The organism is Streptoverticillium olivoreticuli subsp. olivoreticuli (assembly GCF_003391135.1).
Lineage (GTDB): Bacteria > Actinomycetota > Actinomycetes > Streptomycetales > Streptomycetaceae > Streptomyces > Streptomyces blastmyceticus.
This window is the reverse complement of sequence record NZ_CP031455.1, coordinates 8,774,449-8,786,878: the sequence shown is the minus strand read 5'-3', so window position 1 is coordinate 8,786,878 and position 12,430 is coordinate 8,774,449. Positions and strand designations below refer to the sequence as shown.

Here is a 12,430-nt window from a genome sequence, read left to right as displayed (position 1 = left end):
AAGTGCCCCTCCGGCATCTGCGGATCCGGCGTGCTGGACAGCAGCACACACCGGTACTTCTTCTGGGGAGCGATGATGACCGACATCCGTATGAGCCCTGACGTACGGAACGCGCTGGGGCCGGGTCCGGGTCGCCAAGGCCGGGGCCGTCACCCTCAACAACGCGATCTGCCTTGGCTGCGAAAAGAAGATCTACCCCAGCGAGCCGGCCAACGTCGTCGTACGGATCGCGGGGGTCGGGCGGGCCACGGGCCGTGTTGCGCACGTGCGGTACGCGTACGCCCGCTGCCACGCCTCGGCCGTGGTGGAAATCCCAGAGGCCCGCTCCTCCATGCCGCCGGCCGCGGCGGACGACGGGATGGCGATGCGGATGACCGCCGCCGCAGTCGAACACGGCCGCTCTGTGCTGCCCCCCCTCATCGCCGAACCCGAGGCACCGGTCTACCTCCACGCCGGAGCCGGAGCGGGCTCCGAGCTCCTGGACGTCCTCGCCTCCCGCGTCCTTGCCCACGGCTTCTCCCCCGTCGGACGGATGCGCCAGGCACCCGCGCACGCGGACCAGTGGCTGGCCACCTACGGCACTCCCGCCGGACCGGACCGCATCGCGCAGCTGACTGTCATGGAACCCGACGGGACGCTCTTCTACACCGGCACCATCGCTCCCCCGCCACAATGGGTCGCCGGGGTCGAGCAGTACGGCTGGAGCGTGATCTATGTGGGGAAGATCGGACTCGCCGGAATCCCCGCCAGCGACCAGAAAGCCAAGAACCGCCTCATGCGCGAAGCCGCCGCAGCCGGACAGTTCGTCGGCGCCCGCATCACCGTCCACCGCCTCGACTAGTCATGAGCGCTTCACTTGGCCAGGTGAGCGCCGGACTGAAACGCCCGCCCGTTCGAGGGACAGCGTTCAGGGGACGAAGACGACAGGCTCAACAGGCAGGACGACGAGCGGGACTTGAGAGAGCGGAGTATGCGAAATGGACGAGGACTACGGCCCCGTGGTCGCCGCCTATACGCGGGCTGAGGCGTTCGCGGACGGCACCTTCATTCCGATCGTGCCTGCGGCGGGCTCAGCCGTGGGCATCGAGATGCCGCTGATCATCACCGCGAGTGCGTGGCAGGAATTCGTGGCAGGCGACAGGGAGGGCGGGGGAGAGCGCTTGCGCACGGTGCTGTCCGCCGTAGCGAAGGCTGTCGAGCAGGCGCCCGCGAATGAAGTGTGCTTCGTGGTACCCGCGCAAGAACTTCCCTCCGGCGATGCACCCACCGGCGCCGACCGGCTCCTCGCCATCACGGAGCCCGGCGATACGGGCAAGCCCGTCATGACCTTGATACTCCCCCACGAGATGTGAACGCGAGCGGCCGGCCAACTCAAAGGCCAGTCACATGGATAGGCCTGGATCCGTATGAATCCGGGCCGCCTCCTGCCGAGGGGCTTCTATGCAGCGAAGCCGACGTTGGTGACGTACTCGTACTGGCCCCACTGCGAGCACAGGTCGACGATCGTGTCGTCCCAGGCTGCGTCGAGGCCCTGATAGTCGCCGGCCGCCCAGGAGGCGACAATCTTGTCCCAGCGGCGCACGTTCATCGTCCGGTACTCCACCACGCGCTGGAGCGGCCGGGCGACCTGGGACTGGTTGAGGGGGTGGATCTCCACCCGCGTCCCGCGTCCCTCGCGGTTCAGGCGCTTGAGGAGGTGCCGGGCGACGTTCTGCCGGCGCACCGCCCGGTACGCCGCGTCGATACACTCCAGGTTCACCTTCGACGGGCGACGCTTGCCCTCCAGCCACGCCTTCAGCATCCGGTCCGTGACCGTCAGCCCCGCATCCCGCGCGGCCTGGCGGCTCCTACCCGACTTCGTCAAATAGTGTCTATCCCCTCTGAGTGTGGAGGGTTTCGTTACTGACTTCGGCTCGTCAGGGTGATCTTTTGTGAAGCCACTGATGTGGCTGGGGTGTTGGTTGCATTCCGTGGTGTGTGAGGTATGCGGATGGGAGCGGGCTGACCGCTGCGGGACGTCAGCGCCGCGAGGCGGTACGAACACAGGCGGCTGAGTTGTTCGAGCAGAAGATCAAACCGCCTGAGGTCGCACGGCGCCTGCGGGTGAGCCGGAAATCGGCCTACCAGTGGCACCAGCTGTGGCGGGACGGCGGGTCCGGGGCGCTGATGTCCCGTGGCCCGAGCGGGTCACGGTGCCGTCTGTCGCCGCGCTGCCTGGCGAAACTCGCCGCTTACCTCGAGCAGGGTCCGGCCGCGCATGGCTGGGTGGAGGACCAGGTGTGGACCGCCGCGCGGGTGGCCACGCTGATCGGCAGGAAGTTCCACGTCTCCTACAGCGTCTCGGGCGCCACGCGACTGATGCGCCGGCTCGGCTTATCCCCGCAGGTGCCCGCCCGGCGGGTGGCCGAACGCGACGAGCAGGCCGTCGTCATACGGAAGGAGGCGACCTGGGCGGAGGTATAAGAACCCGGGCGGCCTGCGGGGGCTACATCTGCTTCGAGGACGAAGCAGGTTTCACCCGCCGTCCGCCCAAAGGACGCACCTGGGGCCGACGCGGCCACACGCCGGTCGTGACGGTCGGCGGGCGGCACTCGGGACGGCTGTCGGTCGCCGGCCTGATCGCCATGCGGCCCGGCTCGCGCACCCGGCTGTGCCACCGGTTGATCTCCCACCCGGCGGGCAAGGGCAAGCGCCGCAGCATGGGCGAACGCAACTTCATCGCGCTGATCGACGGCGCCCACCAGCTCGTCAAAGCGCCGATCGTGCTGGTGTGGGACCGGCTCAACACCCACGTCTCCCACGCCATGCGTAAGTTGATCGACCAGCGCGAGTGGCTGACGGTGTTCCTGCTGCCCGCCTACTCGCCCGATCTGAACCCGGTCGAAGGCGCATGGGCCCACATCAAACGCAGCCTGGCCAACCTGACACGAAAAATAGAGTGGTGCGACACGAGGCCGCACGAGACGAGCGAATTCGCTGGTGGGAGGACTGACTGATGTCGACAGCGTAGTTCCGGGCCAGTGCTCAGGGCCTGTCCCCACCCCGACGTGCGTTGCCGGTAACGGCTCGGTGCGGAGCTCGGGGGAAAAGCCCAAGGGCCTCTGTTCCATCCGGAGGCCACAGGCAAGGGGAAGACCGGACGGGTGAAGGCGACTGAACCCCTGATGATGCTTCGTGATTTTCGGCCTCGCAGATGGGACGTTCCAGCGGGGTGCAGGACTGGCCGTTGAGAAGCGGCAGGCGCCGGTTGGGGATTCTTTGTCAGCCGGGAGAGCATCGCCGTCCCGGAGTAGAGGGGGCACCCATCCCGGTCGTATCTCGCTCGCGTGGAACGTGGTAACCCCGATGGGGTCCGGAGGCGCTTTCTCCGGTAAGCCGACCGCAAGGAAGGCCCAACTCCCCAGCGGGCACAGGATGTTCCAAGAAGCCAAGGCCGGCAGCCGAAAGGCAGCAGGAAACCGGGACTGGTGGCCGGCGCCTCTGTCGGCCGTCCCGCACAACTGGCCGGATACGGGCACTGCCCGGACCCGAAAGGGTGCTGACGTGGATCAGGTGGGCCTGTGAAGACCCGATGACTTCAACGCTCGAACCGAAGGGCAAGTTGGACACCATGGCGACACCGATCTCCACGGCGGATGCCGTTGCGGGTGCAGGGGCTGCGGTGAACGGACCGGAGGGCGACTCCACCGACTGGCTGTCGATCGACTGGCAGGCGGCCGAGGAGAACGTACGGCGATTGCGGCAGAGGATCTTCACGGCATCGAAGGCAGGGGACCTCAAGCGGGTCCGCAATTTGCAGAAGTTGATGCTCCGTTCCCGCTCGAACACGCTGATGAGCGTGCGGCGGGTCACGGAGGTCAACGCTGGCCGTAAGACGGCGGGTATCGACGGGATGGTCGTGCTGCTGCCCCAGGGCAAGGCCGCCCCCTGGAGGCCCAGGCCCGTCAGGCGAGTGTTCATTGCGAAGGCAAACGGGCGTCAAAGACCGCTCGGCATTCCCGTGATCTTGGATCGGTGCCTTCAGGCCCTGGCCCTTGGTGCACTCGAACCCGAGTGGGAGGCACGGTTCGAGCCGCGATCCTATGGATTTCGGCCCGGCCGTGGCTGTCACGACGCGATCCAGGCCATCTTCCAGACCGCGAAGGGCAAAGCCCCCAAGCGGCAGTGGGTGCTGGATGCCGACCTGACGGCAGCATTCGACCGAATCGATCATGACCGGCTCCTCGGGCTGCTCGGTGGGTTCCCGGCGCGGGGGCTGGTCGAGCAGTGGCTCAGGGCCGGGGTGGTCGATCAAGGGAGGTTCGCCCCGACGGTGGAGGGGACCCCGCAAGGCGGGATCATTTCACCGTTGTTGATGAACGTGGCCCTTCACGGGCTGGAGGAGGCGGCAGGGATCCGCTATCGGACGACCGGTGCTCGCGCAGGGGAAACCGAGGCGGGCTCGCCGGTTCTGATCAGATACGCCGACGATCTTGTAGCCCTCTGCCACAGCCGTGGCGAGGCCGAACAGATCAAGGCGCGGCTTGCCGTGTGGCTGTTGCCCGGGGGCCTGGTCTTCAACGAGGACAAGACGCGCATCGCGCACCTCGACGAGGGCTTCGACTTCCTGGGGTTCAACATCCGCCGCTATCACGGCACGTTGCTGATCAAGCCGAGCAAGGCTTCCCTGCAGCGGATTCGGGACCGGCTCTCTGCCGAGGTGGTGAACCTGCGAGGGCTCAACGCTGCGGCGGTGATCGCCAAGCTGAACCCGATCATCCGGGGCTGGGCCGCCTACTACCGGGGCGTGGTGTCCAGCGAGGCATTCGCCTCGCTGGATTTCCACATGTGGAAGCTCACTTACAAGTGGGCCAAGCACAGCCACCCGAAGAAGTCGAAGCACTGGGTGGCGTCCCGGTATTTCGGTCGGTTCAACCGAGCCAGGCAGGACCGGTGGGTTTTCGGGGACCGGGAGACCGGTGCCTATCTCACCAAGTTCGCCTGGACCAAGATTGTCCGGCACCAGATGGTCCCGGGCCGGGCGTCGGTGGACGACCCAGCCCTGGCCGGGTACTGGGCTGCACGACGGCGCAGGAGGAAACCCCCGCTGAGTCCGGCCGGGCTGGGTCTGCTGCAGAAACAGCACGGACGGTGTCCGCTCTGCGACGGGTTCCTCCTGCACGCCGACCGCGAGCCACAGAGCCCATCCGAATGGGAACAGTGGCTCAAGGTGACCCGGATGGCGGTCCGCAAGCACGCGGTCACCGCCACCCCGGGGCGCAGCACGCCGGATGGGGCCGCATCCTTCCGCCTGATCCACACCCACTGCCACCGCTGGCGCGGCGCCAGCACCGGCAGCAGAACAGCACTGCAACCTGCCCACGGGCCCATGGGGCCTGCTTGAGCCGTGTGCTCGGACGACGGGCCTGCACGGTTCTGAGGGGGGTGCGGCGCAGCAATGCACCTACCCGACCGCGCGGGTCAGGCCGTCGGGATGGGGGCGAAGCGGTGTGCGCAGTCGCTGGGAGGGGGCGCGTGCCGGGACGCGGGGCGGGTGTTGCTGCTGGGACAGGGCGGGCTGCATGCTGGAGGACATGAGAAGTGGGCCCCGGCGCGGCCGCCGGTTTGTCCTGACCGCCATGATGGCTGGTGTGGCCGACGGACCGGATGCCGTACCCGCCCCGCCCGTGTTCCTTGACGATGTGGTGCCGGAGCTGCTTCCGGAGCCGCTGCCGGTGCGGGAGCGCAGTTGCTGCAAGGTCGTCTCTAGCCGTCGTATCTCCATCGGCGGGACTGTGATGTGCCATCACGTCCACCAGGTCACATGCCCTGTCTGGGGCACCGGTCCTGGGGTGTAGCGGGAAGAGTCCTGGTGGCCGTCGCGTCGTCCCCATCACGCCGCAACGGCCACCGCAGCGACCTTACCCGGCTTTCACCACCACCATGCCAGCGTTGCTATCAGCCCTTTGGCTGCTCGCAGGCGCAGGGTTCTCGGTCGGAGCTGCCCCTTTCCGGGCTGGACCCGCACGGGACCGGGTCCAGCGCGCGAAAACGCCCGGTGTCCAGTGGCATCCCGGTACTGCTCCTCGCTCTTCCATGCCTGGGCAGTCCCTGATACCCGTGTTTGTCTCCTCCACTCGCATCTCACCTCTCGTGACGGGTCGCACCGGGTGGCCCGGCAGGCGTCGGTCCCGGGGCGCAGCTGGGTGGTGTGCGGGGCAGGTGGGAGGGCTGGGGTGAAAAGCCGGAAGGGGCCCGGGGCGGCGCAGGTTCCTGGAGAGGTTTGCACTCTTCGGGAGTTGCTGCCTTACCCAGTGGCCGGTCCGTCTCTGCGACCGGCAGGCACAGGGGGCGGGTCCCGGACCGTGAGGCGCGGCTTTCTGGGGCGGGGGGATTGAGTGTGGCGGGTGGTACTGGCACCGCGTTGGGGTGAGTAGCATCCCTCAGCAACACCCGATACCTGAAAAATGGGGAGCCGTCATGAGCGAGGCCATGGCCGACGCCGGCATCCAGACCTGGTACGCGGCGCGGTTCGCCGCTGATCTGGAGGGCAACGAGAAGGAGCAGGTAGCGCTTCGGACCCGTCTTGAGCAGTTGGAGAAGGAGCATGCGTGGCTGCTGGGCATGCGGGACGCGGTGGCCGGGAAGCAGGATAAGACGGGCGGCGCTGCTGAGGGCACCGGCACTGCGGCTGCGGGAGGTGTACCGCAGCCGCGCCGGGCCACCAATTCGGTCGCCGCGCCGGGCCGTCGGAAGGAGAAGTCCGCGCAGGCCAAGGGCGCGGGCGCCTTGAAGGCTCCCGGGGTGCGTGCCAGGAAGAGTGGCGGGCCCACTTTGGGTGAGCTGGTTCTCGCTCTGCTCGCCGGGCACCGCCAGCCGCGTATGGTCGGCGAGGTCATCACAGAACTAGGCCAGGCCCACCCGGAACGCACCGTGAGCGCCCAGGTGGTGCGCAACACGGTCGAAGCACTCGTTGCCAAGGGCAGGTTGGAGCGCGAGCGGAAGCGGGGGTCGGTGTTCTATACCGCCACCGCGGCCGCGGATTCCGCACCCCAGACAGTGCCCCTGGCGGCAGTGCCTGAAGCTGGCGCAGGGGAGGAGAAGGCTGCCGAGGGGAAGGCGCCGGTCGGCGCCTGACTTGGAATCACCGGGCCCGCTCCAGGCGGCGCCGCCTTCACCGGGCCAGGTCAGCGATGACGGTGGGGTTGTGGCGCAGCGCGCCGATGGGCAGGTGGGACTTGATCGTGGAGAGGAAGGCGCAGTTGGTGTCCGGGGGGGCGGCGGTGGGACTCTTGGCCTGGCCGTCGCTGTCATGCCAGGGCCGAGAGGGACATGCTGTGCTCGTGGAGGAAATGTGGCCGGAGGCCGCCCCCTGAGCGGTTCTCGGGGGATGAAAGCGAACAGGGTGTCGATGGGCTTGGGCTACCAGATCTGGAGGCGTGTGAGGTACTTTCCTCCCCCGAAGTCCTGGCAGTTGTTCCGGGAGATTTCAAAGGATTCAGCGTTGAATCCGATCGAGATATCGTTGTTTCCGCTGCACACCCGGTAGACAGCGGTGATATTCGGAGTGGTGTATCCGGCATTGGCGTAGCAGGTGTCACCTCGGCTATAGGCGTACACCCTGACGAAATCGGTGCGATTGCCACACGGCGGGTTGGTGATATCGGTGATGTTCGTGACGGAGCGAGGAGTCGGGGCGGCGAACGCCGTGCCGCCGGAGGCGACGCCGGTCAGGGCGAGCGCGGCAGTGGCAGTGAGTGTGGCAATCAAGCGAAGCATCTTCATGTGATGGCTCCTCCTTGGCTGAACGGACTGCGCGCGTGACCCCGACGAGACCTCTCGTGGGCTGCCCTGGAACGCGATGGCGGCGGTCCTGGGCCGTGACCTCATTCAGAACTCCTGCGTTCGAGCGTGACATCTTCCGCCTCACACATGAAGTGGGGGCCGGAGTATGGCTGGAGACAGTCCCCGCGGAGGGCTGGTCTCCGGCCACATCTCCCCCAAAGCCCTGCTGCGGAGGGCCACGGAGGAGGCGCGGGCCGTAGGCAGGGGCGATGCGTGGGTGCGAACGGGCAGTTCGCCGGTGCTGGCCTGCATGATCCAGCGGGTCGAGTGGCAGGGCCGGCTCCCGAGGCTGGCGTTGAAGGCGACCAGCGAGCGCGAGTTCGTGTCCGCCGGCATTCGGCAGGCCAGCGGACGGCCGGCGGAGAAGGGGCCGGGCAAAGTGGTAGATGAGGTGCTCGCGGACCGGCTGCTGGACGCAGCAACGGCGCGTGGGTCTGCCCGAAACGCACCGCCTGACGCTCGGAGAGCGCGACGGCAGGGTGCAGTGGGTGCGCCGGACGTCTGCCGCCGAGGGTTCGTGACCGTATCCACGGGAAGCCTCACCGACGTGGCTCTGCCCGCTCTGATCCCGCCGCGGCCGCACCGGAGGTGCAGGGCCACACCGCGGCGCCGGTGATGCCTGGCGAGGGGTGGCTCACAGCTCACAGCCTCACAGGTCACCTTGTCTACCTGGGGGAATAGGGTGCGAGCCTCACAACTCACAACTGTTTGTGACAGGTTTCAGTGGCCCCACTCCGACAGGTTGGTCTGGCCCCAGCTTGATCGACATTTGAATTGGCCCCACCTGTCCTGGTGAGAGGCGACGTGCCCTCGTCCGAGTGAATGGTGTGAGCTGTCTGCCCGATCCCGTCAGGGTGTGTCCGTCGTTCACGGTCATGTCGGAGGCCGTGTCGTTGGTCATGGCCGTGTCGGGAGGCCGGGGTGCGTCTGTCGCGTGTCGAGCTGTTCGAAAACATCCGTCGGGACGTACGTCTCGATCCGTCGCTCTCACATCGAGCTCTGGCAGCGAAATACGGCGTCCACCGCCGGACTGTCCGCCAGGCCATGGCCTCCGCGATCCCGCCTCAGCGCAAGGCGGTGAGACGGAAGTTCCGCGTCCTGGACCCGGCCGCGGAGTGGATCGACGCGATGCTGCGGGCCGATCTGAGGGCCCCGCGGAAGCAGAAGCACACCGTCGAACGGATCCAGAAACGCCTGGCTGAGGAGCACGGCTTCGACCAGGTTTCGTACTCCACGCTGCGGGACTACGTCCGCAAACGGCGGCCGGAGATCGTGGCGGAGGACCGTGAGGGCCGCCAGCACCTGGAGGGAATGGTGCCGCAGGACCACCTGCCCGGCGAGGAAGCCGAGGTCGACTTCGCGGATGTGTGGGTGCGGGTGGCCGGCGAGGCGGTCAAGTGCCACCTGTTCACGCTGCGGCTGTCGCATTCGGGCAAGGCCGTCCACCGCGTGTTCGCCTCGCAGGCCCAGGAGTCGTTCATGGAGGGCCACGCGGAGGCATTCCGGGTGCTGGGCGGGGTCCCGACCAGGCACATCCGATACGACAACCTCAAGCCCGCGGTCCGTCAGGTCTGCACCGGCCGCAACCGGGTGGAATCCGAGCGGTGGACCACCTTCCGCTCGCACTACGGCTTCGACGCCTTCTACTGCATCCCCGGTGAGGAAGGCGCTCACGAGAAAGGCGGGGTCGAGCAGGAAGGCGGGCGCTTCCGCCGGGCCCACCTGGTCCCTGTTCCCGACGTTCCCTCGCTGGAGGAGCTCAATGCCCGGATCGCCATCATCGATGAGGCGGAGGACGAGCGGATCCTGCGCGGGAAGCTGACCTCGATCGGCTTCAACTTCCGCATCGAAGCCGAGGCCCTGGCCCCGCTGCCGACCGAGGACTTCGAGTGCGGCCTCACCTTGACGCCGAAGGTCGACCGGACCAGCCGGATCAGCGTCCGCCAGTGCCACTACTCAGTGCCCGCCCGCTTCATCGGAGAACGCGTACGCATTCTGCTGCGAGGCAACGAGCTGCTGGTCCTCGAACGCCGGAACGTCGTCGCCCGGCACCCGCGGCTGACGAAACGATACGGATACCGCGACGTGCTCGACCACTACCTGGAGATCCTGCTGATCAAGCCCGGGGCCATGGCCGGGTCGACCGCGCTGGCCGCCGCGCGGGCCGAGGGGTCCTTCACGGCCGTCCATGAGGCGTTCTGGGCCGCTGCCCTCAAAGCCCACGGGGACGCGGCCGGCACCCGCGCGCTGATCGAGGTCCTGCTGCTGCACCGGCGAATGCCCGCCGAGGCGGTCCAGGCCGGGATGGCGGCCGCGATCAAGGCCGGGTCGATCAGCACGGATGTGGTGGCCATCGAGGCCCGCAAGGCCGAGTCCGCCGCCCGGGACCCCGAGCCGGAGGACGACGAAAACGATCCTCCGCCCTGGGTGGACATCCCCGGCGGACAGCTGCTGGCGCTGCCCGCCCGCCGGACCGAACTGCCCCAGGACAACCGTCCTCCGCCGTCGGTGGACGTCTATGACCAGCTGCTGACCCGCCATCCGAAAGGTTCCGCATGAACGACACCACCACCCTCTTCGACGTCGGTGAGCGAGTCCCGGGGCCCCGCAAGGACGCCTCGGCCGCCGGAGCCGTCGAGACCGTGATCGATGAAGCCTGCCGGGCCCTGCACCTGCCGACGATCCGTTCGCGCTTCGAGGACATCGCGGCAACCGCGCTCAAGGAGCGGGCCAGCTACAAGGATTTTCTGGCTGATCTGCTGGAAGCCGAATGCCTCCAGCGGGAGGAGCGGAAGAAGAACCGGCTGGTCAGGGAAGCGAACTTCCCCCGCCCCAAGCGGCTGGAGGACTTCGAGTTCGAGAAGAACCCGAACATCACCCCCGAGCAGGTCAGCACTCTGGCGGACCCGGCCTGGGTGAAGGCGGGCCTGCCGCTCTGCCTGATCGGCGACTCCGGCACCGGCAAGTCGCACCTGCTGATCGGCACCGCGATCGCCGAGGCCGGCATGCGGGTCCGCTACACGACCACGGCGAACCTCGTGAACGAGCTTGCCGAGGCCGCCGACGAGAAGAAGCTCAGCCGGACCCTCGCCCGCTACGGACGCGTTGACCTGCTCTGTCTGGACGAGTTCGGCTATCTCGACCTGGACAAGCCCGGCGCGAAGCTGCTGTTCCAGGTTTTCACCGAACGCGAGGAACGACGGGCGATCGCCATCGCCTCGAACGCGCCGTTCTCGGAGTGGAAGCAGACGTTCACCGATCCCCGGCTCTGCTCGGCGATCGTGGACCGGGTGACCTTCAACGCGCACATCGTCGAGACCGGCACCGACAGCTTCCGCTTCAAGAAGACCCAGGAGAAGCACCGCAAGCCCAAGCCCTGAACCATCCCCGCCTCAAGAACCGAGGCCGGCGCCCCTTACAGGGGCACCGGCCTCGGCCCGGTTGGGCCCGAACCGTTCTCCGCCGGTCGCGCCAATGCCCGCGCTCGTCGGCCACCGCGGATCGGAGAATCCAGCGGTCCCTATCGAACACGGGTCGAGATCCTGTGGTCCGGCGGGGTGTCGGGGCCCGTCGTCCAGTCCGGATCCGATGTCCTTCACGCTACCGCTCCGACCCCGCCCCCCGACCAGGGAACCCACTCGTTCGGGGTGGGGCCAAAACAACTTGTCGATGCCAGGTTGACGACCCTCACCCGAGCCCCGTCACACCCTCAGTGGGGCCAACTTCAATGTCGGAGTGGGGCCAACAGAACCTGTCACAAACACACAACCCTGGCAGAGGCTGCGATCCCGTCCAGAAAGGCCGGTCAGGCCGGCTCGTCGCGGCACACCGCCCAGACTCTGGGATACCTCGTGCAGTTACGCACCAGACTGTCGGTCTTCCGGTACGTATGTGCGTCGATGCGGCCGTGAGGATCCACGTCCGGCAGCAGCACCGTGCACCGGTGGCGGTATCGCATGGCAGAACGTCCAAGCTCAGCACTTCGGGCACCTCCTACGCGGGCACAGCAGTGCCCTGTGCAGGCCCAGGATCGTAGTGTCGCTGATTGCCACCGCGAGTATCTTCGGCAGACGGGATGCGGCAGTCTCGGCCGGCGCTGTGCTGATGAGCTCCCGAAGCGTCGACCGAGGGCACTCTGGCCAACGCACGGTCGGCTCGATCACGCCGGGCCCTTCCTCAAGACGGCTCCGGTGCATCCGTGCGCCCGCTCGCTGAGCTTCCCGCGCAGACAGGCCATCCGGCCTGCCTGGGGTCCAGGCAACACAACCCCGCACCACAACACGCCTAACCAGCAGCGCGGCTGGCTGAGAGGCGGTCTTCAGCAGTCCGGTGTCACACAGTCGGCACACTGCCACCAGGCTGGCGGCCTGTCCTCACCGGAACCTTGGAAGAGCTATCCGATTGGCAGTCTCGCATCCGGAAGATCAGAGGGGCTGGGGCGCCTGGTGCAGGCCAGGGCGCAGCAACGCGACCCTGCACAAGCCGGCCGGTGCCCCTGACTACGGGGGTGACACCTCGTCGGGACCAGGTCCGCGCCTTCGGCGGGCGCAGGCTCTGCCCCGCCTTGTCGGCGAAACCTAGCCACGCGCCCCAGTCCCTGACCGTC

The 12,430-nt window shown here is 67.7% G+C and carries 7 protein-coding genes and 2 pseudogenes; 7 read left to right on the top strand and 2 right to left on the bottom strand.

Annotation, left to right across the window (positions count from 1 at the left end):
- The first annotated feature begins 301 nt into the window (after nucleotides 1-301).
- Nucleotides 302-841 (top strand): hypothetical protein, encoded by a 540-nt coding sequence (locus tag DXZ73_RS37610; RefSeq protein WP_162889889.1) that lies wholly within the window; start codon nucleotides 302-304, stop codon nucleotides 839-841.
- 136 nt (nucleotides 842-977) lie between these two features.
- On the top strand, nucleotides 978-1,352 hold the full coding sequence (locus DXZ73_RS37605; protein ID WP_116208997.1) for a DUF6573 family protein: 375 nt from the start codon (nucleotides 978-980) through the stop codon (nucleotides 1,350-1,352).
- Between the two features lie 86 nt (nucleotides 1,353-1,438).
- Here DXZ73_RS37605 and DXZ73_RS37600 read toward each other — a convergent pair.
- A pseudogene (locus DXZ73_RS37600) lies at nucleotides 1,439-1,876 on the bottom strand (transcriptional regulator); the annotation flags it as partial.
- A 101-nt stretch (nucleotides 1,877-1,977) separates the two neighbouring features.
- On the opposite strand from DXZ73_RS37600, the pseudogene DXZ73_RS40775 reads away from it, so the two are divergent.
- The 3 genes and pseudogenes from DXZ73_RS40775 to DXZ73_RS37580 all read left to right on the top strand — a co-directional run.
- Nucleotides 1,978-2,924 (top strand): annotated as a pseudogene (locus DXZ73_RS40775) (IS630 family transposase); the annotation flags it as partial.
- Between the two features lie 686 nt (nucleotides 2,925-3,610).
- The gene (locus tag DXZ73_RS37585) at nucleotides 3,611-5,383 is read left to right on the top strand and encodes a group II intron reverse transcriptase/maturase (RefSeq protein ID WP_240351668.1); all 1,773 of its coding nucleotides are present in this window, start codon (nucleotides 3,611-3,613) and stop codon (nucleotides 5,381-5,383) included.
- Nucleotides 5,384-6,459: 1,076 nt separating this feature from the next.
- The gene (locus DXZ73_RS37580) at nucleotides 6,460-7,116 is read left to right on the top strand and encodes a hypothetical protein (protein ID WP_116208999.1); all 657 of its coding nucleotides are present in this window, start codon (nucleotides 6,460-6,462) and stop codon (nucleotides 7,114-7,116) included.
- Between the two features lie 285 nt (nucleotides 7,117-7,401).
- Here the strand turns inward: DXZ73_RS37580 and DXZ73_RS37570 are convergent, their stop codons facing one another.
- Nucleotides 7,402-7,764, bottom strand: a complete 363-nt coding sequence (locus DXZ73_RS37570; RefSeq protein ID WP_162889890.1) for a beta/gamma crystallin domain-containing protein — start codon at nucleotides 7,762-7,764, stop codon at nucleotides 7,402-7,404.
- A 981-nt stretch (nucleotides 7,765-8,745) separates the two neighbouring features.
- Here DXZ73_RS37570 and istA point away from each other — a divergent pair.
- Together istA and istB are read left to right on the top strand one after the other, a co-directional pair.
- Nucleotides 8,746-10,383 carry an IS21 family transposase gene (istA, locus tag DXZ73_RS37565; RefSeq protein WP_116209005.1) on the top strand — a complete coding sequence of 546 codons (1,638 nt, stop codon included), beginning with the start codon at nucleotides 8,746-8,748 and terminating at the stop codon, nucleotides 10,381-10,383.
- Complete coding sequence (istB, locus tag DXZ73_RS37560) at nucleotides 10,380-11,204, top strand: IS21-like element helper ATPase IstB (RefSeq protein WP_116209007.1); 825 nt, start codon at nucleotides 10,380-10,382, stop codon at nucleotides 11,202-11,204. The genes istA and istB overlap by 4 nt, the downstream gene beginning before the upstream one ends.
- Nucleotides 11,205-12,430: the final 1,226 nt, after the last annotated feature.